This window comes from Pseudomonas sp. IT-P218 (assembly GCF_949767605.1).
Classification (GTDB): domain Bacteria; phylum Pseudomonadota; class Gammaproteobacteria; order Pseudomonadales; family Pseudomonadaceae; genus Aquipseudomonas; species Aquipseudomonas putida_AE.
In genome coordinates this window covers 235,701-259,424 of sequence record NZ_CATKQQ010000096.1, presented here as the reverse complement: position 1 = coordinate 259,424, position 23,724 = coordinate 235,701, and the positions used below count along the sequence as shown (strand labels likewise).

Genomic DNA, 23,724 nt, shown 5'->3' with positions numbered 1-23,724 from the left:
GAAATTTTGTGGGGATGCCATCGCCAGCAGGCTGGCTCCCACAAGAATTTAGGTCGGCCCGGGAATTTGCAGGCTGTCGCGACTTCTGTGGGAGCCAGCCTGCTGGCGATAGCGTCGAATCAGTCACCATCGATGTTGACTGACATGGCGCCATCGCCAGCAGGCTGGCTCCCACATTGGTTTTGCAGTGTTCTGGAAATTTTCGCAGGCAAAAAAAATCCCCGTATCTTTCGATACGAGGATTTTTAATATGGTCGGGGTAAGGGGATTCGAACTCCTGACATCCTGCTCCCAAAGCAGGCGCGCTACCGGACTGCGCTATACCCCGGTAAAAAAAAGGCGACCTAACTAAAGTCGCCTTCTTCGATCAGCGCTTTTGGCCTCTGATCTTAAGATTCGATTCCAGCGTTAACTGGTTTCAAAAATGGTGGGTCGTGTGGGATTCGAACCTACGACCAATTGGTTAAAAGCCAACTGCTCTACCAACTGAGCTAACGACCCAAAAATGGTCGGGGTAAGGGGATTCGAACTCCTGACATCCTGCTCCCAAAGCAGGCGCGCTACCGGACTGCGCTATACCCCGGCTTGAAATTGGCTCCGTGACCAGGACTCGAACCTGGGACCCAATGATTAACAGTCATTTGCTCTACCGACTGAGCTATCACGGAACTACACATTTCAATTTACAACTTTGTAGCTTTACTGCGTTCTCTTCGACCCGTTCGCATCGCTGCGTTCGTGTGTCTGAGGCGCGCTATTCTACAATCTTCAGCACCTCTGTCAACCCCCTAATTTGCATTCAAGTTAATGATTTGCAACTTATTTTAGATTCCTGCCTGAAGCAGAAACCCTGGCGGGTGACTTACTGCGGGGCGCACTTTACAAGCCTTTTCCTTAGAGTTCAACAGCCTGAATGAAAAAAAGGCCTCGTTGTGCGAGGCCTTTTCGATTTTGCTGCGGTTACGGATCAGACGAAGACGATTTCGTCGTTTTCCACCACGCCCTGAGCGGTGTCACCCGGCATGAATCGACCGGAAAGGATCAACTGCGCCAGCGGGTTCTCGATCCAGCGCTGTATGGCCCTCTTGAGCGGCCGTGCGCCGTACACAGGGTCGTAGCCGACCGCGATCAGCTTATCCATGGCCTCTGGGCTCAGTTCCAGCTTCAGCTCCCGCTCGGTCAGGCGACTGCGCAGGCGACCCAACTGGATCTCGGTGATGCCAGCAATCTGATCCCGCGCCAAAGGCTCGAAGATCACCACTTCGTCGACCCGGTTGATGAACTCCGGCCGGAAGTGGCTGGAAATCGCATCCATCACCGCCGCGCGCTGCGCCTCACGATCACCCACCAATTCCTGGATCTGCACCGAACCCAGGTTGGAGGTCATGACAATCACGGTGTTCTTGAAGTCCACCGTACGGCCATGGCTGTCGGTCAAGCGACCGTCTTCCAGCACCTGCAGCAGGATGTTGAACACATCCGGGTGCGCCTTCTCGACTTCGTCCATGAGGATCACCGAGTATGGCTTGCGACGCACCGCCTCGGTCAGGTAACCGCCCTCCTCGTAACCGACGTAGCCTGGTGGCGCACCGATCAGGCGAGCCACGGAATGTTTCTCCATGAACTCGGACATGTCGATCCGCACCATCGCCTCTTCGGTATCAAAGAGAAATTCAGCCAGCGCCTTGCACAGCTCGGTTTTACCGACACCGGTCGGGCCGAGGAACATGAACGAGCCGCTCGGGCGATTCGGGTCGGACAACCCGGCGCGGGAACGCCGCACCGCGTTGGACACGGCCACCACCGCTTCGTCCTGGCCGATCACACGCTGGTGCAACAGGCTTTCCATCTTCATCAGTTTTTCGCGCTCGCCTTCGAGCATTTTCGACACGGGAATACCGGTCCACTTCGACACGACTTCGGCGATCTCTTCTTCAGTCACCTTGCTGCGCAGCAACTGGTTTTCAGGTTTTCCATGCTGGTCGACCATTTGCAGGCTGCGCTCCAGGTCCGGGATCACCCCGTACTGCAACTCCGCCATGCGGTTCAGGTCGCCTTTGCGGCGAGCGGCTTCCAGTTCCTGACGGGACTGTTCGATCTTCTGCTGGATTTGCGCAGAACCCTGAACCTCGGCTTTTTCCGAGTTCCAGATTTCTTCCAGGTCCGAGTACTCACGCTCGAGGCGGGCGATTTCTTCCTGGAGTTTTTCCAGGCGTTTCTTCGCTGCGTCGTCGCTTTCTTTCTTCAGCGCCTGGGATTCCACCTTCAGCTGGATCAAACGTCGTTCCAGGCGGTCCAGCACCTCCGGCTTGGAGTCGATCTCCATGCGGATGCGGCTGGCGGCCTCGTCGATCAGGTCGATGGCCTTGTCCGGCAACTGCCGGTCAGTGATATAGCGATGGCTGAGCTTGGCCGCCGCAATGATCGCGCCGTCGGTGATCGCCACCTTGTGGTGGACCTCATAGCGTTCTTTCAGGCCACGCAGGATGGCGATGGTGTCTTCTTCGCTCGGCTCGTCCACCAGCACTTTCTGGAAGCGTCGCTCGAGGGCGGCGTCCTTCTCTATGTATTGACGGTACTCGTTGAGCGTGGTGGCACCGACGCAGTGCAGTTCGCCACGCGCCAGGGCTGGCTTGAGCATGTTGCCCGCATCCATCGAGCCCTCGCCTTTACCGGCGCCGACCATGGTGTGCAGTTCGTCGATGAACAGGATGATCTGCCCTTCCTGCTTCGACAGCTCGTTGAGCAGGGATTTCAGGCGTTCTTCGAACTCACCGCGATACTTGGCACCGGCAATCAATGCCCCCATGTCCAGGGACAACAATCGCTTGCCCTTGAGGCCATCCGGCACTTCGCCATTGATGATGCGCTGGGCCAAGCCTTCGGCGATGGCGGTCTTACCGACGCCAGGCTCACCGATCAGCACCGGGTTGTTCTTGGTGCGGCGTTGCAGCACCTGGATAGTGCGACGAATTTCATCGTCACGGCCGATCACCGGATCGAGCTTGCCCTCCTCGGCACGCTTGGTCAGGTCGACCGTGTACTTATCCAGCGCCTGCCGGGCTTCCTCGTGGTTCGCGTCATTGACTGCCTCACCACCACGGAGGTTGTTGATCGCGTTTTCCAGGGCTTTCTTGCTCACGCCCTGACCGAGCAACAGCTTGCCGATCTTGCTGTTCTCGTCCATCGCGGCGAGCAGCACCAGTTCGCTGGAAATGAACTGGTCGCCCTTTTGCTGGGCCAGGCGATCGGCCTGGTTGAGCAGACGCGCCAGATCCTGCGACATGTTCACGTCGCCGGTCGGATTCTGAATTTTCGGGAGCTGGTCGAGCTCTTTGGTCAGCTCTTTACGCAGGCTGTTGACGTCGAAGCCCACCTGCATCAGCAGGGGCTTGATCGAGCCGCCCTGTTGCTCGAGCAGGGCTTGCATCAAGTGCGCCGGCTCAATGGCCGGATGATCGAGACCGACGGCCAGGGATTGGGCATCGGACAACGCTAACTGCAATTTGCTGGTTAAACGGTCTATACGCATGGGTCACCTTCCTTTTGAGCAGGCCGGACCTATAAAACATCCTGAATGAAGAAACCTGCCAGATACCACAATAGATGCGGTCGATTCTGGGAGTTTCAAGCGTCGAGACGTTGATGCAGGTCAGACAAGTCTAGCGTTCGAGCCAGATCAAGGAGGCAAATCGACCGGTGCGGGACGCACGGCGGTAGGAAAAGAAGCGTGGATCGGTGACGGTGCAGAACCCGCCGCCGTAGACAGCGGTTACACCACGGGCTGCCAGGCGCAAGCGCGCCAGCGTATAGATGTCGGCCATGAACTTGCCGGGGTTTTGACTCGGCGCAAAAGCTTGAGCAGCTTCGGGCAGTTGCTCGACGAAGGTTGCCCGCACTTCCGGGCCGACTTCGAAGGCTTTCGGACCAATGGCCGGGCCAAGCCAGACCAGAACCTCGGCAGGTGGCACGTCCAGGCTGTCGAGGGTCGCTTCCAGCACCCCCGCCGCCAACCCGCGCCAACCGGCATGGGCCGCCGCGACACGCGTACCGGCACGGTCGCAAAACAACGCAGGCAGGCAGTCCGCAGTCATCGCCGCACAGGCAATGCCCGGCGTTGAGGTCCAACTGGCATCGGCAGTGTCCACCCGGCTCGGATCCGCATGCGCCACGACGATGCCGTGGACCTGCTGCAGCCAGGCCGGTTGAATCGAAAAACGATCAGTCAGACGCCGGCGATTTTCGGCGACAGCTTCGGGGCTGTCGTCGACGTGATCACCAAGATTGAGGCTGTCGAACGGCGCCAGGCTGACGCCGCCCGCACGGGTGGTGACACAGGCTTTGACCCCGGCCGGCGCGGGCCAGTCAGGAATCAGCCAGTCACTCATCCGACAAACGCCTCGCGGTCTTGCTTGAGCAGGGTCAGCAACCAGACGAAATCTTCCGGCAACGGCGATTCCCAGCTCATGCGCTCACCGGTGGTCGGGTGATCCAGCTCGAGGAACCGCGCATGCAGCGCCTGACGCGGGAAGTTTTTCAGCGACTCGACCATGGTCGGGTTGGCGGCCGGCGGAATCCGGAAACGACCGCCGTAGGCAGGGTCTCCGACCAACGGGAAGTTAATGTGCGCCATGTGCACGCGAATCTGGTGTGTACGACCGGTTTCCAGCTTCACCCGCACGTGGGTGTGGGAACGGAAACGCTCAAGCACGCGGTAGTGGCTGACGGCCTGCTTGCCACCTTCCATCACGGCCATGCGCTGGCGTTGCTGGCCATGACGACCGATCGGCGCATTGATCTTGCCGCCAGCCGTCACCACGCCGATCACGATGCACTCGTAGATCCGGCTGACGCTGCGGCTCTGCAACTGTGTAACCAGCTGCGTCTGCGCCTGAATGGTCTTGGCTACCACCATCAGACCGGTGGTGTCCTTGTCCAGGCGATGCACGATACCGGCGCGGGGCACATTGATGATGTCCGGCACGTGGTGCAGCAAGGCGTTGAGCAAGGTGCCATCAGCGTGGCCAGCAGCCGGGTGAACCACCAGGCCCGCAGGCTTGTTGATCACCAGGATGTCGTCGTCTTCATAGACGATGTCCAGGGCGATGTCTTGAGCGACCCATTCGCCCTGAGCTTCCTGCTCGGCAGTGAGTTCAAGAATGGCGCCACCGTGAACGATGTCTCGCGGGCGGACAACCGCCCCATCCACAGTCAGGCGGCCGTCTTTGATCCAGGCGGAAAGGCGCGAGCGCGAGTGCTCAGCGAATAATTGTGCGGCGACTTGATCGAGGCGTTGGCCGCCCAATTCGGACGGCACCTCTGCGCTAAGTTCAATTTTATCGGACATGCTCGGACTAGGCGTCGGCACAGCCTTTGGTTTCGGCTGCGCGCTTGTGGTTAAATACGGCGTCTTTTGCCCCGAGGCTATTCAACGGGGCGCTCATCATAACAGGACGGCCTCGCCCAAGACAGCGGCCGTCATAGGGACGCAAGCCGCCATGCAAGTGAAACACCTGCTGCTGATCGCCATCCTCGCATTGACCGCTGCTTGCTCTTCGAAGGAAGTCGTAGACGAAAACCTGAGCGAAGTCGAGTTGTACCAACAGGCTCAAGCCGATCTGGACAATAATAGCTACACCAGCGCCACTGCCAAGCTGAAGGCTCTGGAATCGCGCTATCCGTTCGGCCGTTATGCCGATCAGGCCCAGTTGGAGCTGATCTACGCCAACTACAAGAACGCCGAACCAGAAGCCGCCAAGGCCGCTGCCGAGCGCTTCATTCGCCTGCACCCACAGCACCCGAACGTCGATTACGCCTACTACCTCAAGGGCCTGACGTCTTTTGACCAGGACGTTGGCCTGCTCTCGCGCTTCCTGCCGCTGGACATGACCAAGCGTGACCCGGGTGCCGCTCGCGACTCCTACAACGAGTTCGCCCAGCTGACCAGCCGCTTCCCCAACAGCCGTTATGCGCCGGACGCCAAGCAGCGCATGATCTACCTGCGCAACCTGCTGGCCGCCTACGAAATCCACGTGGCCGACTATTACCTGACCCGTCAGGCCTACGTCGCCGCCGCGAACCGCGGTCGCTACGTGGTGGAAAACTTCCAGGAAACCCCTGCGGTCGGCGACGGCCTGGCGGTGATGACCGAGGCCTACCAGCGCCTGCACCTGGATGAACTGGCTGCCACCAGCCTCGAAACCCTGAAGCTCAACTACCCGAACCACCCAAGCCTGGTGGACGGTCAGTTCGTGCCATCGGTCGCCGAAGCCGACAACCGTTCGTGGCTGAGCAAGGCCACCCTGGGCCTGATCGAATCCCGTCCGCCGCTGCCACCGGGAGAAACCCGCGCCAACCAGGACGTGCAGAAGCAGTTCCAGGATGCCAAGGACGCGATTCCGAGCGAGCTCAAGCCTAAAGACGGCAACGGCGATGTGATCGAGGAAGAGGATCACGAGGCCGAGGGCAACAACGAAGACCGCTCGTGGTTCAGCTACATGACCTTCGGCGTATTCGACTGATACGACGGTGGTACAGAAAGGGAGACGCTCGAGTCTCCCTTTTTTATTGCGCCGTTTTTATGCCGCGCGAATACGCTGTGCGCCTGTCATGTCCTTGGCTAAACTGGCGGCTCATCCGTCATAAAGCAGCTCACCATGCTTCGTTTACTATTCTGGATCGCAGTGATTGCCGCCGCTGTCTGGTTCTGGCGCAAGTACAAGCGCCAGGTCTCTGCACCCAAGTCCTCCGCCGAGCTGGAAGCGGCGCCCATGGTCCGCTGCGCCCATTGCGGCGTGCACCTGCCCCGCGACCGTGCGCTGAGCCTTCAACAACAGTGGTATTGCAGCCAGGCTCACCTTGAGCAAGGCCCAGGCTCCAGTGATCGCTGAGACGACCAGTCCCGGCGACAAACAGGCCCAGCGACTGCTGCGCCTCTATCACCTCTACCGCCTGAGCATCGGCATCACCCTGGTGCTGCTGATTTCCAGCAACCTGGACTACCGGTTGCTGACGTCCGCCAATGACGACCTGCTGCGCTACGCCAGCGGGTTGTACCTGGTGCTGAACATCCTGCTGGTGGTCTTCTTCGCAAACACCCGCCGTCCGACACAACTGCTCAGCCTGGCGCTGGTCGATGTCCTGCTGCTTTGCGTGTTGTTCTACGCCGGTGGCGGTGTGGCCAGCGCCATCGGCAACTTGTTGATCGTCTCGGTGGCCATCAGCAATACCTTGTTGCGAGGACGCATCGGCTTGCTGATCGCCGCCATCAGCGCACTTGGCATCCTGGGTTCGAGTTTCCTGCTGAATCTCAGCCATCCCGCCAGCCCCAACGATTACTTGCAGATCGGCACGCTCGGCGCCCTGTGTTTTGCCGCGGCACTGCTGGTGCAAGGCCTGGTCCGACGACTGGAAGTCAGCGAAACCCTGGCAGAACAGAAAACCAGCGAAGTCATCGGCCTGGAAGCCCTCAATGCCCTGATCCTGCAACGCATGCGTACTGGCATTCTGGTGTTTGACGACCAATGGCGCGTGCAACTGGCCAATCACAGTGCGTTGGCCCTGCTGGGCTGCGAGCGCCTCGAAGGCCGGCGGATCGACGAACAGGCCCCCGCCCTGGTCGAACGTCTGCAACTGTGGATCAACAACCCGACGCTGCGCCCGCATAGCCTGAAAATCCCCGGCAGCGGCCTTGAACTGCAGCCGAGCTTCATTGCCCTGGCTCCTGGCCCGCATCAGCAGATCCTGGTCTTTCTCGAAGACCTCGCCCAGGTCACCCAGCAGGCTCAACAACTGAAACTCGCCGCCCTCGGCCGCCTGACCGCCGGTGTCGCCCATGAAATCCGCAATCCGTTAGGCGCCATCAGTCACGCCGCGCAGCTATTGCGCGAATCGGAGGAACTGAATGCCGCGGATCGACGTCTGACGCAGATTATTCAAGACCACTCTCAGCGAATGAATCGGGTAATCGAAAACGTCCTGCAACTGTCCCGTCGCCAGCAAACCGTGGCGCAACGACTCGACCTGAAGCCGTGGCTGGAGCAGTTCGTGACACAAACCCGCGAGCAGGCGACCGAGCGCCAGAAGATCCATCTACGCATGGCTTGCGGTGACTTCAGTACCTTGATGGACCCGAACCAGCTGGAGCAGATTCTCGACAACCTGATCCGCAATGCATGGCGCCATAGCGCCCTGAACCACGACCAGGCGCAGGTCTGGCTTGAGTTGTTCATCGACCCTGAGAGTCAGCTGCCGATCCTCGAAATCCTCGACGACGGACCCGGGGTGGCCCCGGACCATCAAGCGCAATTGTTCGAGCCTTTCTTCACCACCAGCCACCAGGGCACTGGCCTGGGCCTTTATCTGTCCCGTGAGCTGTGCGAAAGCAACCAGGCTCGCCTGGACTTCAAATCACGCCAGGGCGGCGGCTGCTTTCGCATTACCTTTGCTCACGGATGCAAACAAGGTTGAACAAGAGCCCACGGCAAAAAGTCCTGATCGTCGACGACGAGCCGGACATCCGCGAACTCCTGGAAATCACCCTGGGCCGGATGAAGCTCGATACCTACAGCGCACGCAACGCTGGCGAGGCCTTGATCCTGCTCCAGCGCGAGGCGTTTGACCTGTGCCTGACCGACATGCGCTTGCCCGACGGCAGCGGCCTGGAGCTGGTGCAACACATCCAGCAACGCTACCCGCAAGTCCCGGTGGCCATGATCACGGCCTATGGCAGCCTCGACACGGCGATCAATGCGTTGAAGGCCGGTGCGTTCGATTTCCTGACCAAACCGGTGGACCTGACCCGCCTTCGGGAACTGGTGACCAGTGCCTTGCTGCTGCCCGCCCCTGGCTCCGCCATCGATCGTCGTTTGCTGGGTGACTCACCGCCCATGCGCGATCTGCGCAAACAGATCGACAAGCTGGCCCGTAGCCAGGCACCGGTGTACATCAGTGGCGAGTCCGGCAGCGGCAAGGAACGGGTCGCCCGCCTTATTCATGAGCGAGGACCACGGGCCAGCCAACCCTTTGTCCCGGTCAATTGCGGTGCGATTCCGACCGAGCTGATGGAGAGCGAGTTTTTCGGCCATCGAAAAGGCAGCTTCAGCGGCGCCATCGAAGATAAACCGGGACTGTTCCAGGCGGCCCACGGCGGCACCCTGTTTCTCGACGAAGTGGCAGACCTGCCTCTGCCGATGCAAGTCAAACTGTTGCGGGCCATCCAGGAGAAAGCAGTACGCAGCGTCGGTGGGCAACAGGAAGTGGTGGTCGATGTGCGCATCCTTTGCGCCACCCACAAAGACCTTGGCGCCGAAGTCGCTGCCGAACGTTTTCGCCAGGACCTGTACTACCGCCTGAACGTGATCGAGCTGCGGGTTCCGCCGTTGCGCGAACGCCGTGACGACATCGAGCCCCTGGCCAGCCATGTGCTCAAGCGCCTGGCTGCAGACACCGGGCAGCCCGCGGCAACACTCCACCCCAATGCCCTCGAGGTCCTGAAAAGCTACCGTTTCCCGGGCAATGTGCGCGAACTTGAGAACATGCTCGAACGGGCTCACACGTTATGCGACAACCAGCAGATCGAGCCCAGCGACCTGCGCCTGGCCGAAGGCAACTGTGCCGCCGAAGCGGGTGTGCCGGACCTTACGCAGATCGATAACCTGGAAGCGTACCTGGAAAACGTTGAGCGCCAGTTGCTTTTGCAGGCGCTGGAAGAGACCCGCTGGAACCGCACGGCGGCGGCTCAGCGGTTGAATCTGTCATTCAGATCGATGCGCTACAGGCTCAAGAAACTCGGTTTGGATTGACGGCCTCAAAAGATCGCAGCCTGCGGCAGCTCCTACAGGAGGGGTACGCATTTCTCCTGTAGGAGCTGCCGCAGGCTGCGATCTTTTGATCTTGTTTCAGATCCGCCCGGTTGGCGCATAAGGTGCCGGATCGATGATCGGTGCCCTGCCCAACATCACATCGGCAAACAACTGACACGACGCCGGCGCCAACACCAACCCGTTGCGGTAATGCCCGCAATTGAGCCAAAGCCCCTCGAAACCCGGCACCTGGCCAATATAGGGAATGCCCTCCGGCGAGCCTGGCCGCAACCCGGCCCAATGCCCCACCACCTCGGCATCGGCCAACGCCGGAATCAATTCGATAGCCGAGGCCTTGAGGCTTTCGAGTGCCGATTCGGTCGGCGTCTTGTCGTAGCCTTCATGCTCCAGGGTACTGCCAATCAGGATGTGACCATCGCGGCGCGGAATCGCATAGCGCCCCTTGGCCAGCACCATGCTTGGCAGGAAGTCCGCCGCGCACTTGTAGAGGATCATCTGCCCTTTCACCGGTTCGACCGGCAATTCAAGGCCCAGGCTCTTGAGCAGATCGCCGCTCCAGGCACCAGCGGTGAGGACCACTTGGTCGCCATGGATCGCGCCGGTGGAGGTCTGCACACCGACTATTTTTTCGTCCTGCCGAATAAACCCGCTGACTTCGCACTGCTCATGGATCGTCACGTTCGGCAGCGCCTGCAAGGCCGCCTTGAGCGACTTCACCAGCCGTGGATTGCGCACGTTGGCCACGTCGGCCATGTAGATCGCCCGGGAAAAACCACCGCCCAGCACCGGCACCGCATCGTGGGCCGCCGAAATATCCACAGCCCGCAGCGGCCGGCCCTCGCGCGCGGCCCAGGCCAGCGCCTCGGCCTCATCGTCCAGGTCAAGCCAGTACAGGCCTGTGGTATGCACCTCGGGATCAATGCCGGTGGCCGCAAACAAGCGCTCGCCCAGCTGTGGATAAAAATCCTGGGACCAATGCGCCAGCGCGGTCACCGCCGGGCTGTAGCGCCATGGATAGAGCGGCGAAACGATGCCACCACCGGCCCAGGACGATTCCTGGCCGACATTCGAGCGGTCCAGCAGCACCACACTCTGCACCTGGGACGCGAGATTGAATGCCGTCAGCAGCCCGATTACCCCACCACCGACGATCACCACTTGCTGTTGCCTGGTCATGTTCTGATCCAACCGTTCAATAGACAGAGGCGCAAAGGGCGCCCGAAAAGGAACTCAGCGACCCCAGCAATCCTTGGTGGTCAGGCCGTCCGCCGCATTGACCATGCTTCTGACACCGGTGTTGGTGAGCGTGAAGTCACCACACTTGTCAGCGGCCATGGCGGCATCGCTCTTGCGGGTTGCCGTCAGCATGAACGTCTGGTCCGTCAGGGTCGGTGTGATGCTGTAGTAATCGTTGCCGGCGCTAAGATCGGTGGCATTGGTGTAGACGTTATTTTTCGAATAGTAGCGCTCGAGGATCTGCGCCTGTTCCGAGAGCAGGCCGGCGACTTCGGTGCGACGCCCCTTGTTCACGTACTCGGTGAGGCTCGGATAGCCAATGGTGATGACGATCCCGATGATCGCAATCACGATCATGATTTCGATCAGGGTAAAACCGCGGTTGGAACTGCGCATGCCTCAATTCTCACTTACTGTATTTGTCGCCACATGATGCGACGGCTGCCGCCGCCGGATTTTTCCACCAGCGTGGAGATACCGCCACTGGAATCGTTCACGATCTTGCGCGTCGCGCCATTGACGATGGCGTTCAGGGTCGGCATCCCGCCGGTAAAGACCACGCCGCTGGACAGCGTGTCGGTGCTGTCGACCACGGCGTCGCCGTTGGTGTCGAGCACCGCGTAATTGAGCATCTTACCGCTGAACGCATCGAGTTCGATCAGTTTGCCGCTGCCAAAGCTGGCGCAAGGGTCGGTGGTATCCACGCTGGCCGTGGTAAAGACGATCCGACCGAGCACCAGGCTGGCCTGGTTGATCACCCGCTCACCGGTCAGTGCGTTGTTATACACCAGCGGCAAATACCAGCCCTTTTGCGTCGGGTAGGTGACCTCGTACTGGCTGGTGGTGATGGACTGCGCCGACACCCCGGTCACTGCCTGGGCCTGCAGGTTGGACGTGGTGATTTGTCCCGAGCCACCCTGCGCGTCCCACACCGCGTAGAACGCCTGCAGGTCTTTGTTGATCCTGTCCGCTGTCTCGTTGAATTTGCCGGTGCCGAAAAACACCATTGTTCCACCCTGGGCGCTGTCCGCCAGTAATGGCTGCGCGGTGATGGGCTGGGTAGCACCACCGGCGGTGGTGAACAAAGGTTTGCCGGCAAATGCGAGGCCCCAGGCGTTCGGGGTGGCGCCACTGAGGTCGAACTTCCAGAGCCGCCCCTTGAGGTCTCCGCCATAGGCAGCCTGTACCACATTCTGCGAGTTCACCCTGAGTTTCACCGAAGACAAGCCGTTAGTGGTCTCGCTGCTGTCGATCACGATTTTCCTGATCAGGCTGCCGTCGCGAATATCCACCACGTACAACGCCGCCACCCCGGAGTAACTGCCATAGCCATTGGCAATGAACGCCGCCCAGCGCCCATCCGCCAAGCGTGCCACCTCCGGACGAGCGTAGGCATAACCCAGGTCATTAAAAGCGTTCGCCGCATTGGCAGTGTCCGGCGCGCTGATTTCCCACAGGGCCTTGGTCACATTCCCCGCCGATGCGTCGAACAGTTGCAGCGCATAGAAGGTTCGCCCGCCCTCGCCCGTTCCGCCCAGGGCGAGGGTCTTCCAGGCGCTGTTCAACTGGGCATCAAACACGCCCACCTGCCCATCCACCAGAAACCTGTGGCCAACGCCGTTGATGTAGGTGGGATCGGCGATGTAATGCAAGGACGGCAGCACACTGGCGGGCATGTAGGCGTAGCGCCGGGCACCGTTGGCGGTGTTGATGACGCTGACAAAACCGTCGTTGGCGTTGACCACCAGGCTGGCATGCATGTTGGCCGCCTTGGTCGCCAGGTAAGTGCTGTAGCTGGTATCCCCCGACCAATCAGCTGCGGTTTTATCCGAAGGCGCCGCCAGGACCAGCGGCGAGTTGACGATATCGCCGAGCAATACACTGCGCACTTTCAGGCCGGCCTTGTTCGCGCCCTTGCTCCACTCCAGCAGATCGCTGCCCGTAATACCGCCAGGCAAGCCCTGGCTGAGCACGCCTTGCTGAGCCGCAGACAAATTGGCAAAGGCCAATGTCACGGCGCTGTGGGTCTGACTGTTCCACGATTGATAGGCCGGTCCCGTGGCGCCCGCCACGATGGCCGTATCGGTGGACCACAGCACCGAAGAGGTATCGACCGTGCCACTGGCGGTGAAGCCATAGGCCTTGATCGTGCCACGCCAGTCCCTGGGGTCGTAGCTGGTCTGGAAATAGCGGGTGCCGCTGGCGACACCACTGCCGCCGGAGCCGGCCTTGCTGCACAACAAGGGCGAATCCGCAGGCGTGAAGGCATAGGCCGGAGCGGCCAGCAACAAGGCACACATGGCCCCACTCAACCACCGCCAGCGCTGTGAGCGACTTTCAATATTTCGCATAAATGCTCTCCACCACACTGCGTGAACTGCCCGCAATGCCCACGGCGGTGACCCGGTACAGGGTCGCCGAGGTGTTACTCGGCACGTTCACCGCCGCCTTGGTGGTGCCGATGTTCTGCACGCCATAGAAGCCGTTGCCGGACGCGATCCAGGTCACACCCGAGGTGGAATTGAACCCGGCCGCGGTGAGGCTCGCCGACTCGGCAGGCGGGGCGCACCGGGCAGTGCCGCTGCACACGGGCAACGAGTAACTATCGAGCTGCACCGCGCTTTCACCCACGCGCAATACCGCTTCGGCCAGCTGGAACGACTGATTGCGCAAGCCCAGGCTGCCGGCCATTTTTTCCTGCAGGGTGGCGTTTTGCATCGATGAAATACCGATCAGCGTCAGCAGCAACAGGAACACCAGGCTGACCAGCAGCGCCATGCCGCGCTGGGCACCAGGGGCAACGCTCATCGGCCCGCGCCTCATGGCAAGCGGTTGCGCAAGGCGGCAACCACGTTGAAGGTCTGGTCGCCCACCCGATTGTTCGGGTCGGTGAGGGTCAGGCTCAGGCGTACGCTGCGGATGCGTGCCGGGTCCGACGGGTTGCTGCTGTAACTGGACACTGCCAGATCGGAAGCCGAGCTGGCCAGGCCGAAGCTGACGTCGAAGGCACTGACGTTATCCACCAGTACTTGCTCGAGCGGCTTATCCCTGCCGACGCCCATCTTCAGCTCACCGTTCTTCAAGCTGTAGATCAATCGGCGGATGGGAAATGCCAGTTGCCCCGTAGCAGGTGCTTGCGAGTCGGAATACGCCGTCGCGCTGGTGCGACAATCGGATACCACCGTCCAGGCCGGCGTCCCGCCATTGCTGCCGATGTCCGCCGTGACCAGGGTCAACTTGCGACCGGCGTTGTCCCAACTGATCGGCTTTAGATGGCTGGCATTGAAGTCACGCGCTTTGCTGGCATCGGTGATAGACCCCAGGCAGCCGAACATGCCGACCATGCGGATTTCCTGGATCATTTTGCTCAGCACGAAACGCGCGTCCTCCTGCATGGCCGCCGCGGAGTTCTGGCTGATGTAAGTGTTTTTCGCGGCGATGAATACCTGCACCACGCCCAGCACCACGACCAGGCTCAAGGCCAGGGCGATCAGCAACTCGACCAGGCCGAAGCCGCGACTGCAGCGGCTCATGGCCTCGCCACCGGGTCGACAGTCGCGCGGCTGGTGAGGACGAAACTGCGCCGTGAGTCGGCAGCGTTGGCGGCCCGCGAGTCGTCCCAGGTGATGGTGATGGTGTACACCCGCTGGCTCAGGGAGATGCTGCCGGTCGCCGTTTCGCCACCAAAACCGGCAATGTTACGGGTGAAATCGTAGAGGTCCTGGTCCCGGGCGTCGTTCGGATTGCCCGAGGTTGGCGGTGTAACGGTGTAGTCGGCGGCTGCATTGGCGCGAATGCGGTCCATCATGTCGTAGGCGATGAAGCTGGCCTGACTGGTCATGCGCGCACTGTCGGTGTACTTCAAGGCATTCAATTGAAAGGCGGCCGCGCCCAACAGCCCCACGCCCAGGATCAGCAACGCCACCAGCACTTCGATCAGCGTCATGCCCTCCTGGGCACGCTTGCTCCATGGCCTCATCCGCAACTTCCACCCAATAGAATTCGTCCGTTCAAACACACATTCAGCGTCCTGCTTTGTGTTCCGAGCACATAGCTGATCACCACTGGCATGGAGGGTGATGACAGCCCGCCCAGATTATTGAAATCGATCGCCGTGACATCCGAGGGTAGCGCCAGAGTCGCCCCGCTGCTCATCGGCGGAACAACCCGCAACACATTGGCCGGGGTGCCCGTGCTGTCATAGACCGACAATTCCCCGCTCCACCCGCTCCCTCCCGCCGTGGGTCGCAGCCGAATGGGCACGCCTCGGTCGATGGCTTCCAGTCGGGCGTAGTTCAGGGCACGTCGCAGATCCCCCATCTCGGTGTCGGCCCTGGTGCCTTGTGTCGAACGGATGAACGCCGGGACCGCCAGGGTGATCAGGACCAGGAAGATCGCCAACGCCACCAGCAACTCGATCAGCGTGAAACCTTTTGAACGATGATCCACCGTTGCCCTTCGTTGCCGTCGGCTATACCTGCTTCTACTGGCGCAGGGATCGCGCGAGGCAGCATATTCCAGGGAGGGAGATTTCATGCGTGAGCAAGGTTTCAGTCTGATCGAATTGCTTATGGGACTCGCGATTGTCGGGATTGTTCTGCTCCTGGTCAGTCCGGCCTTTGCAGGGCTTACAGAATCGAACCATCGCGAGGAGGCAGCCAAGTCACTCGTCAGCGGTTTGCGCAGTGCAAGAAGCGAAGCGATAGCCCGTGGCCAGGTCGTGGTCATTCACGGCATCGACGACGACTGGAGCCAGGGCTGGCGGATCATTCTGGATGTCAGCGGCAAGGGCCATGAGGACCCCGACAATCCGCTGCTGGTCGAGCGCCGCAGCGGCATGGGCGTGGCGATCATGGGTAATCGGTATATCAAGACAGCCATACGCTTCGGTCCACTGGGTGGGCCGGTAGCCGGGGGGATTTCAAGCGGGGACATTGCACGTGTGCGCGGCACGCGAAGCGCAGAGCCAGCACCAGGTGGTACTGGCCTCGAACGGTCGCATCAGCCTGCGCAACGAGCAGGCCGCGCAGGCGTTATGCCCGGGGTGAAGGCTCAGAGCAGCGAACGGACCCGCAGCTCCTTGGGCATGGAGAACGTGATGTTCTCTTCACGACCGGCCAACTCATCGGCACCGGTTGCGCCCCAGGCCTGCAATTGCTGGATCACGCCCCGCACCAGGACTTCCGGAGCGGAAGCGCCGGCGGTGATGCCGATGCGCTCGACACCGTCGAACCAGCTTTTTTCCAGGTCTTCGGCACCATCGATCAGGTAGGCCGGGGTAGACATGCGTTCTGCCAGTTCACGCAGGCGATTGGAGTTGGAGCTGTTCGGACTGCCGACCACCAGCACCACATCGCATTCGTCGGCCAGTTGCTTGACCGCGTCCTGGCGGTTTTGCGTGGCGTAGCAGATGTCGTCCTTGCGCGGGCCGCCAATGGCCGGGAAACGCGTACGCAATGCGTCAATGACGCGACTGGTATCGTCCATGGACAAGGTCGTCTGGGTGACGAACGCCAGTTTTTCCGGGTTGTGCACCTGCAGTTCGGCGACATCCTTTTCGTCTTCGACCAGATAGATCGCACCACCGTTGCTGCCATCGTACTGGCCCATGGTGCCTTCGACTTCCGGGTGACCGGCGTGGCCAATGAGGATGCATTCACGACCGTCGCGGCTGTAACGGGCGACTTCGATGTGCACCTTGGTCACCAGCGGACAGGTGGCGTCGAACACTTTCAGGCCACGGCCGGCGGCTTCGGTACGCACGGCCTGGGACACGCCGTGGGCACTGAAGATCACGATCACGTCGTCCGGCACCTGATCCAGTTCCTCGACGAAGATTGCCCCGCGGTTACGCAGGTCTTCGACGACGAATTTGTTGTGGACCACTTCGTGGCGCACATAGATCGGCGGCCCGAAGACTTCCAGGGCGCGGTTGACGATTTCGATCGCCCGGTCCACACCGGCGCAGAAGCCACGGGGGTTGGCGAGTTTGATTTGCATGCTGTGCCTCGTGTCTTGCGCGCGAAAACAATGAAAAACCACTGTAGGAGCGAGCTTGCTCGCGAAAAACTCAGGTACACCGCGCACATTCTATGTTGACGCGGTGCCAATGAGTTCATCGCGAGCAAGCTCGCTCCTACAGAAAGCAGTTACAGCGCTTTGACGGTGATGATTTCCACGTCAAAGGTCAGCGTCTTGCCTGCCAGCGGATGGTTGAAGTCGATGGTCACTTGCGCGTCATCGAACTCTTTCACCACACCCGGCAATTCAGTATTGGCCGCATCGTTGAAGATCACCAGCAAACCGGGCGACAGCTCCATGTCCTGGAACTGCGAACGCGGGATGATCTGCACGTTATGCGGGTTAGGCTGGCCGAAGGCGTTTTCCGGCTCGATGCTCAGGGTACGCTTGTCGCCCGCCTTGAAACCGAACAGCGCCGCTTCGAAACCTGGGAGCAGGTTGCCATCACCGACCTTGAAGGTCGCCGGGGCCTTGTCGAAGGTGCTGTCCACCGTGTCGCCGTTCTCCAGGCGCAATGCGAAATGCAAGGTGACTTCCGTGTTCTGGCCGATGCGTTGCTCAGCCAATACCTGTTCAGTCATGAACGGCTTCTCCGGTCTTTTTACTTTTGAACATATCCAGTGCCAGCATGACAGCGCCTACAGTGATTGCACTGTCGGCAAAGTTGAACGCCGGGAAATGCCAGCGGTTCTGCCAATGCACCAGGATGAAATCGATCACATGGCCCAGGGCAATGCGGTCATACAGGTTGCCCAGCGCGCCACCGAGCACCAGCGCCAGCGCAACGGCCAGCCAGGTCTCGTTGCGCCCCAGTCGCTTGAGCCACACCACCAGCACCGCACTGACCACTATGGCGATCAGGGCAAACAGCCAGCGTTGCCAGCCGGAGCTGTCAGCCAGGAAGCTGAAGGCCGCGCCGGTGTTGTAGGCCAGGGTCCAGCTGAACAGATCGGGGATCACCACGATCTGCTGGAACATCTCGAGCTTGCCCTCGAAGTAGAATTTGCTGGCCTGGTCGATGACCAGAACCAGCAAGCTCAACCAGAGCCAGCCCAGCCGTCCGAAACGGCCAACTGCATTAGGCCCGGCTGCATTAGGCATAGTGACGAACCTCGCCCGCGCCGCTGATGTTGTCGACGCAACGACCGCAGATTTCCGGGTGTTCCGGATTCACACCGACGTCTTCACGGCAGTGCCAGCAACGGGCGCACTTGGCGAAGGCCGACTTGACGATTTTCAGCTTCAGGCCGCTGACTTCAGTGACTACCGCATCTTCTGGCGCCTTAACAAACGGCGCAACGCTGGCGGTGGAGGTGATCAGCACAAAGCGCAGTTCGTTGCTCAGCTTGGCCAGGTCGGCGCTCAGCGCGTCTTCGGCGAACAGCGTCACTTCGGCCTGCAGGTTGCCACCGACGGCCTTGGCCGCGCGCTGGATTTCCATTTCCTTGTTGACCGCTACCTTCACTTCCATGATGCGGTCCCAGTAGGCGCGACCCAGCTCGAAGCCTTCCGGCAGCTCGGTCAGGCCTTCGTACCAGGTGTTGAGCATCACGGACTCGTTGCGCTCGCCCGGCAGGTACTGCCACAGCTCGTCGGCGGTGAACGCCAGGATCGGCGCGATCCAGCGCACCAGCGCTTCAGAGATGTGGAACAGTGCGGTCTGGCACGAACGACGGGCCTTGCTGTCGGCGCCGGTGGTGTACTGGCGGTCCTTGATGATGTCGAGGTAGAAACCGCCCAGCTCCTGCACGCAGAAGTTGTGGATCTTCGAGTAGACGTTCCAGAAGCGGTATTCGCCGTAGTGTTCTTGCAGCTCGCGTTGCAGCAGCAGGGTGCGGTCCACGGCCCAACGGTCCAGCGCGAGCATTTCTTCGGCCGGCAGCAGGTCGGTGGCCGGGTTGAAGCCGGTCAGGTTCGAGAGCAGGAAACGCGCGGTGTTACGGATACGCCGGTAGGCATCCGCACTGCGTTGCAGGATCTGCTCGGACACCGCCATTTCGCCCGAGTAGTCGGTCGAAGCGACCCACAGGCGCATGATGTCGGCGCCCAGGGTGTCGTTGACCTTCTGCGGTGCAATGACGTTGCCCAACGACTTGGACATCTTGCGGCCGGACTCGTCGACGGTGAAACCGTGGGTCAGCAGCTCGCGGTATGGCGCGTGGTTGTCGATGGCGCAACCGGTCAGCAGCGACGAGTGGAACCAGCCGCGGTGCTGGTCGGAACCTTCCAGGTACAGGTCGGCACGTGGACCGCTTTCGTGGCCCATCGGGTGCGAACCGCGCAGGACGTGCCAGTGAGTGGTACCCGAGTCGAACCAGACGTCCAAAGTGTCGCTGATCTTGTCGTACTGTGGCGCTTCAGCGCCCAGCAGTTCGGCCGCGTCCAGCTTGAACCAGGCTTCGATGCCTTCGACTTCGACGCGCTTGGCAACTTCTTCCATCAGTTCAACGGTGCGTGGGTGCAGCTCGCCGCTTTCCTTGTTCAGGAAGAACGGGATCGGCACGCCCCAGTTGCGCTGGCGGGAGATGCACCAGTCCGGACGGTTGGCGATCATCGAGTGCAGGCGCGCCTGGCCCCAGGCCGGAACGAACTTGGTGTCTTCGATGGCTTTGAGCGAGCGCACACGCAGGGTGTCGCCCGTGGTCGGCTGCTTGTCCATGCCGATGAACCACTGCGCGGTGGCGCGGTAGATCAGCGGGGTCTTGTGGCGCCAGCAGTGCATGTAGCTGTGCTCGATGACGGTGGTGTGCATCAGCGCACCGACTTCGGTCAGCTTGTCGACGATGGCCGGGTTAGCCTTCCAGATGAACTGGCCGCCGAAGAATTCCAGCGACGGCACGTACACGCCGTTGCTCTGCACCGGATTGAGGATGTCGTCGTTGACCATGCCGTATTTCTTGCAGGTCACGAAGTCGTCCACGCCGTAGGCCGGGGCGGAGTGAACCACGCCGGTGCCGGCGCCCAGTTCCACGTAGTCGGCCAGGTACACCGGCGACAGACGGTCGTAGAACGGGTGGCGGAAGTTGATCAGTTCCAGCGCGGAACCCGGTGCGATGGCCAGCACGGTGCCTTCAACGCCGTAACGGGTCAGGCACGATTCGACCAGCTCTTCAGCCAGCACCAGCAGCTTGTCGCCGATGTCGACCAGGGCGTAGTTGAATTCCGGGTGGACGTTAAGCGCCTGGTTGGCCGGGATGGTCCACGGGGTGGTGGTCCAGATCACGATCGAAGCAGGCTTGGCCAACGATGGCAGACCGAAGGCGGCAGCCAGCTTGGCTTCATCGGCAATCGGGAAAGCCACGTCGATGGTCGAGGACTTCTTGTTCTCGTACTCGACTTCCGCTTCGGCCAGGGCCGAACCGCAGTCGAAGCACCAGTTCACCGGCTTCAGGCCCTTGAACACGAACCCGCCCTTGACGATTTCGGCCAGGGCACGGATTTCACCGGCTTCGTTCTTGAAGTCCATGGTCTTGTACGGGTTGGCGAAGTCGCCCAGCACGCCCAGACGGATGAATTCGGACTTCTGCCCTTCGATCTGCTCGGTGGCGTAGGCACGGCACAGTTCGCGGGTCTTGTCCGCGCCCAGGTTCTTGCCGTGGGTCACTTCGACCTTGTGCTCGATCGGCAGGCCATGGCAGTCCCAGCCCGGAACATAAGGCGCGTCGAAGCCCGACAGGGTCTTCGAACGGATGATCATGTCCTTGAGAATCTTGTTCAGTGCGTGACCGATGTGAATCGTGCCGTTGGCGTACGGAGGACCGTCGTGCAGGACGAACTTCGGACGATCCTTGCCAATCTCGCGCAACTTTCCGTACAGGCCAATGCTGTCCCAGCGCTGCAGAATCTGCGGTTCGCGCTGAGGCAGGCCGGCCTTCATTGGGAAGGCGGTGTCCGGAAGGTTTAGCGTGGCTTTATAGTCGGTCATTTAAGGCTCTTCATTAGCGATTGGCGCTAGGTGCGACAGGGCACGGGCGGCGGCGACATCCGCATTGATCGCCGTCTTAAGCGCCTCCAGAGAGGCGAAACGCTGCTCTTCACGCAGCTTGTGGTGGAAAACCACCGTCAAACGCCGGTCATACAGATCGCCGGCAAAATCTAAAAGATGGACTTCGAGGTGGGCTTTGCCATCTCCCTGGACCGTGGGGCGAACGCCGATGTTGGCGACGCCTGGCCAGGTCTTGCCGTCGATGTCGACGTTAACCAGGTAAACCCCGGTCAGCGGCACGCGACGACGCTTGAGTTGAATGTTGGCGGTCGGCGTACCCAGTTGACGCGCCAGCTTCTGGCCGTGCAGCACGCGACCGGCGATCCGGTACGGGCGCCCCAGCAACCGCTCGGCGAGGGCAAAGTCAGCGGCGGCCAGGGCATTACGCACCTGGGTGCTGCTGACGCGAATGCCATCGAGCTCGACGGTCTGCGCCGCTTCCACGGTAAAGCCCTGCATGACGCCGGCCTGTTGCAGGAAATCGAAATCCCCTACCCGGTCACAGCCGAAACGGAAGTCGTCGCCGACTTCAAGGTGCTGCACGCCCAGCCCATCCACCAGGATGGTATCGACGAATTCACTGGCGCTGAGTTTGCTCAGGCGCTGGTTGAAGGCCAGGCACAGGACCCGGTCGACCCCTTCGGCGGCCAGCAGTTGCAGCTTGTCACGCAACCGGGCCAGACGGGCCGGTGCCGTTTCCGGGGCGAAGAATTCCCGCGGCTGCGGCTCGAAAATCACCACGCAGCTGGGCACGCCCAACTCCAGCGCACGCTCGCGCAGCCGCGCCAGGATAGCCTGGTGGCCACGGTGTACACCGTCAAAGTTGCCAATAGTGGCGACACAGCCCCGATGCTGGGGGCGCAGATTGTGGAGGCCTCGAACCAGCTGCATAACGCGCTTCTTGCTCATAAAGTGGTCGATTATAACCACACCCGGCGGCCGACGACAGGCAACACCGTATCCCAAAGTAATCGAGCCGACAAAAACGCCGGCTCGCCCGTGTTTATCAAGACCCTGGCCTCAGCCAAGCGTCTTGCGGTTGAAGTCGCGCAACCGAAAGCCCATCAACACTAACATGCCGAAATACGCCACCACACCGGCAATCACCAAAGCGCCCAGGCGCAGGAAACGCTCAAGCATCTGGCCATCGCCCCAAGCGGGCATGAAGTGCATGCCCGCCAGCAATACCGCGGACATCACCGTGACCGCGACCACCAGCTTGGCGCCAAACTTCGCCCAGCCCGGTTGCGGTTGGTACATCTGCTGCTTGCGCAGTTGATAGAACAGCAGCCCGGCATTGAGGCAGGCACCAGCACTGATGGCGAGCGCGAGACCCGCGTGGGCCAACGGGCCGATCAACAGCAGGTTGAACAATTGCGTGACCACCAGGGTGAAAATCGCGATTTTTACCGGCGTGCGAATGTTTTGTTGCGCATAAAAGCCCGGCGCCAGCACTTTGATCACGATAATCCCGAGCAAACCGACCGAATAGGCGATCAGTGCGCGCTGGGTCATGGCCGCGTCATGGGCATCGAATTGACCGTACTGGAACAGTGAAACCGTCAGCGGCTCGGCCAGGATTCCCAACGCCAGGGCGCAAGGCAGTACCAGCACGAAACACAGGCGCAGGCCCCAGTCGAGGATTCGCGAGTATTCCTGACGATCCTTGCTGGCGTAGGTCTTGGCCAGGGTCGGCAGCAAAATCGTGCCCAACGCCACGCCCAACACACCGGACGGCAACTCCATCAGGCGGTCGGCGTAGTACATCCAGGACACCGAGCCGGCCACCAGGAACGAGGCAAAGATGGTGTTGATGATCAGCGAAATCTGACTGACAGACACCCCAAGTATCGCCGGCAACATCTGCTTCATCACCCGCCAGACGCCGCTGTCGCGCAGACTCAGGCGTGGCAGGACCAGCATGCCGATCTTTTTCAGGTGCGGCAGCTGGTAGAGCAACTGCGCCAGGCCGCCCGCCAGTACGGCCCAGCCCAGCGCCATCACCGGGGGATCGAAGTACGGCGTCAGGAACAGCGCAAAGATGATCATGCTGACGTTAAGCAGGGTCGGCACAAAGGCCGGCACCGAAAAACGGTTCCAGGTATTGAGGATCGCGCCGGCCAATGAAGACAGGGAAATCAGCAGGATGTAAGGAAAGGTCACTCTCAGCAGACTCGTGGTCAGCTCGAACTTCTCCGGCGTATCGACGAATCCCGGCGCAGTCACCCAGATCACCCACGGGGCGGCAAGCATGCCCAACGCCGTGACGAGCGCCAGTACCAGCGTCAGCAGGCCTGAGACATAGGCAATGAAGGTTCGAGTCGCCTCATCGCCCTTCTGGCTCTTGTATTCGGCAAGAATCGGTACGAATGCCTGGGAAAACGCCCCTTCGGCAAAAATCCGCCGCAACAAATTGGGCAGCTTAAAGGCGATGAAGAAGGCGTCGGTCGCCATTCCTGCACCGAATGCACGCGCGATGAGGGTGTCACGGACAAACCCCAAAACCCGGGAAAGCATCGTGATAGAGCTGACGGCGGCCAACGATTTGAGCAGATTCATTGAAAGAGTTTGTGCCTGTCGATAAACAGCAGGCGAACTACGCGCCTACTTATGCGATACTCCGCGCCGCAACAGCACAGAGCCAAAGCTCGCGAGTTT

At 60.8% G+C, this 23,724-nt stretch carries 20 protein-coding genes, 4 tRNA genes and 2 pseudogenes; 6 read left to right on the top strand and 20 right to left on the bottom strand.

Annotation, left to right across the window (positions count from 1 at the left end; all coding sequences use genetic code 11):
* A partial coding sequence (locus ACM6I6_RS30355) for a hypothetical protein (protein WP_414921199.1) occupies positions 1-249 on the top strand: 249 nt, incomplete at its 5' end.
* A 2-nt stretch (positions 250-251) separates the two neighbouring features.
* Here ACM6I6_RS30355 and ACM6I6_RS30350 read toward each other — a convergent pair.
* The 7 genes from ACM6I6_RS30350 to rluD form a co-directional block, all read right to left on the bottom strand.
* A tRNA-Pro gene (locus ACM6I6_RS30350) sits at positions 252-328 on the bottom strand.
* A 97-nt stretch (positions 329-425) separates the two neighbouring features.
* Positions 426-501, bottom strand: a tRNA-Lys gene (locus ACM6I6_RS30345).
* A gap of 5 nt (positions 502-506) precedes the next feature.
* Positions 507-583 (bottom strand) — tRNA-Pro (locus ACM6I6_RS30340).
* Between the two features lie 9 nt (positions 584-592).
* Positions 593-668 (bottom strand) — tRNA-Asn (locus tag ACM6I6_RS30335).
* A 299-nt stretch (positions 669-967) separates the two neighbouring features.
* Positions 968-3,532: an ATP-dependent chaperone ClpB gene (gene clpB, locus ACM6I6_RS30330; protein WP_274074553.1), complete on the bottom strand. Its 2,565-nt coding sequence runs from the start codon at positions 3,530-3,532 to the stop codon at positions 968-970.
* Positions 3,533-3,662: 130 nt separating this feature from the next.
* Positions 3,663-4,388 carry a peptidoglycan editing factor PgeF gene (pgeF, locus tag ACM6I6_RS30325; RefSeq protein ID WP_323608775.1) on the bottom strand — a complete coding sequence of 242 codons (726 nt, stop codon included), beginning with the start codon at positions 4,386-4,388 and terminating at the stop codon, positions 3,663-3,665.
* Positions 4,385-5,347, bottom strand: coding sequence for a 23S rRNA pseudouridine(1911/1915/1917) synthase RluD (gene rluD / locus ACM6I6_RS30320; protein ID WP_274074551.1), 963 nt, complete (start codon positions 5,345-5,347; stop codon positions 4,385-4,387). The genes pgeF and rluD overlap by 4 nt, the downstream gene beginning before the upstream one ends.
* 151 nt (positions 5,348-5,498) lie before the next feature.
* Between rluD and ACM6I6_RS30315 the strand changes: the two genes are divergently transcribed.
* From ACM6I6_RS30315 to ACM6I6_RS30300, 4 genes are all read left to right on the top strand, one after another.
* A complete protein-coding gene (locus tag ACM6I6_RS30315) occupies positions 5,499-6,521 on the top strand; it encodes an outer membrane protein assembly factor BamD (protein WP_274074550.1) in 1,023 nt (340 codons plus the stop codon).
* A gap of 135 nt (positions 6,522-6,656) precedes the next feature.
* Positions 6,657-6,890: a PP0621 family protein gene (locus ACM6I6_RS30310; RefSeq protein WP_274074549.1), complete on the top strand. Its 234-nt coding sequence runs from the start codon at positions 6,657-6,659 to the stop codon at positions 6,888-6,890.
* Positions 6,880-8,469 carry a sensor histidine kinase gene (locus ACM6I6_RS30305; RefSeq protein WP_414921198.1) on the top strand — a complete coding sequence of 530 codons (1,590 nt, stop codon included), beginning with the start codon at positions 6,880-6,882 and terminating at the stop codon, positions 8,467-8,469. The genes ACM6I6_RS30310 and ACM6I6_RS30305 overlap by 11 nt, the downstream gene beginning before the upstream one ends.
* A complete protein-coding gene (locus tag ACM6I6_RS30300; RefSeq protein WP_323627356.1) occupies positions 8,466-9,803 on the top strand; it encodes a sigma-54 dependent transcriptional regulator in 1,338 nt (445 codons plus the stop codon). Before ACM6I6_RS30305 ends, ACM6I6_RS30300 begins: the two co-directional genes overlap by 4 nt.
* Before the next feature lie 96 nt (positions 9,804-9,899).
* Here ACM6I6_RS30300 and thiO read toward each other — a convergent pair whose 3' ends face one another.
* From thiO to ACM6I6_RS30265, 7 genes and pseudogenes are all read right to left on the bottom strand, one after another.
* Positions 9,900-11,000 carry a glycine oxidase ThiO gene (gene thiO, locus ACM6I6_RS30295; protein WP_414921197.1) on the bottom strand — a complete coding sequence of 367 codons (1,101 nt, stop codon included), beginning with the start codon at positions 10,998-11,000 and terminating at the stop codon, positions 9,900-9,902.
* A 54-nt stretch (positions 11,001-11,054) separates the two neighbouring features.
* Positions 11,055-11,456 carry a type IV pilin protein gene (locus ACM6I6_RS30290; RefSeq protein ID WP_323608770.1) on the bottom strand — a complete coding sequence of 134 codons (402 nt, stop codon included), beginning with the start codon at positions 11,454-11,456 and terminating at the stop codon, positions 11,055-11,057.
* A 14-nt stretch (positions 11,457-11,470) separates the two neighbouring features.
* A pseudogene (locus ACM6I6_RS30285) lies at positions 11,471-13,300 on the bottom strand (pilus assembly protein); the annotation flags it as partial.
* Between the two features lie 97 nt (positions 13,301-13,397).
* Positions 13,398-13,868, bottom strand: a complete 471-nt coding sequence (locus ACM6I6_RS30280) for a PilX N-terminal domain-containing pilus assembly protein (protein WP_323608768.1) — start codon at positions 13,866-13,868, stop codon at positions 13,398-13,400.
* 11 nt (positions 13,869-13,879) lie between these two features.
* Complete coding sequence (locus ACM6I6_RS30275; protein WP_414921196.1) at positions 13,880-14,593, bottom strand: PilW family protein; 714 nt, start codon at positions 14,591-14,593, stop codon at positions 13,880-13,882.
* Positions 14,590-15,039, bottom strand: coding sequence for a type IV pilus modification protein PilV (pilV, locus tag ACM6I6_RS30270; RefSeq protein ID WP_274074541.1), 450 nt, complete (start codon positions 15,037-15,039; stop codon positions 14,590-14,592). Before pilV ends, ACM6I6_RS30275 begins: the two co-directional genes overlap by 4 nt.
* Positions 15,036-15,509 (bottom strand): GspH/FimT family pseudopilin, encoded by a 474-nt coding sequence (locus ACM6I6_RS30265; RefSeq protein WP_323608766.1) that lies wholly within the window; start codon positions 15,507-15,509, stop codon positions 15,036-15,038. Before ACM6I6_RS30265 ends, pilV begins: the two co-directional genes overlap by 4 nt.
* Positions 15,510-15,594: 85 nt before the next feature.
* On the opposite strand from ACM6I6_RS30265, the pseudogene ACM6I6_RS30260 reads away from it, so the two are divergent.
* Positions 15,595-16,108: pseudogene (locus tag ACM6I6_RS30260) on the top strand (GspH/FimT family pseudopilin).
* A 4-nt stretch (positions 16,109-16,112) separates the two neighbouring features.
* Here the strand turns inward: ACM6I6_RS30260 and ispH are convergent.
* The 6 genes from ispH to murJ all read right to left on the bottom strand — a co-directional run bounded on the left by ispH (position 16,113) and on the right by murJ (position 23,625).
* A complete protein-coding gene (gene ispH, locus ACM6I6_RS30255) occupies positions 16,113-17,060 on the bottom strand; it encodes a 4-hydroxy-3-methylbut-2-enyl diphosphate reductase (protein ID WP_046815712.1) in 948 nt (315 codons plus the stop codon).
* A gap of 149 nt (positions 17,061-17,209) precedes the next feature.
* Entirely contained in the window at positions 17,210-17,647 is a 438-nt protein-coding gene (gene fkpB, locus ACM6I6_RS30250) for an FKBP-type peptidyl-prolyl cis-trans isomerase (protein ID WP_414921201.1), read from the bottom strand.
* A gap of 7 nt (positions 17,648-17,654) precedes the next feature.
* Positions 17,655-18,182, bottom strand: a complete 528-nt coding sequence (gene lspA, locus ACM6I6_RS30245) for a signal peptidase II (protein WP_323608764.1) — start codon at positions 18,180-18,182, stop codon at positions 17,655-17,657.
* Entirely contained in the window at positions 18,175-21,006 is a 2,832-nt protein-coding gene (gene ileS, locus ACM6I6_RS30240; RefSeq protein WP_414921195.1) for an isoleucine--tRNA ligase, read from the bottom strand. Before ileS ends, lspA begins: the two co-directional genes overlap by 8 nt.
* The gene (gene ribF / locus ACM6I6_RS30235) at positions 21,007-21,957 is read right to left on the bottom strand and encodes a bifunctional riboflavin kinase/FAD synthetase (RefSeq protein WP_414921194.1); all 951 of its coding nucleotides are present in this window, start codon (positions 21,955-21,957) and stop codon (positions 21,007-21,009) included.
* Positions 21,958-22,086: 129 nt separating this feature from the next.
* The gene (gene murJ / locus ACM6I6_RS30230; RefSeq protein ID WP_274074535.1) at positions 22,087-23,625 is read right to left on the bottom strand and encodes a murein biosynthesis integral membrane protein MurJ; all 1,539 of its coding nucleotides are present in this window, start codon (positions 23,623-23,625) and stop codon (positions 22,087-22,089) included.
* Between the last annotated feature and the right edge of the window lie 99 nt (positions 23,626-23,724).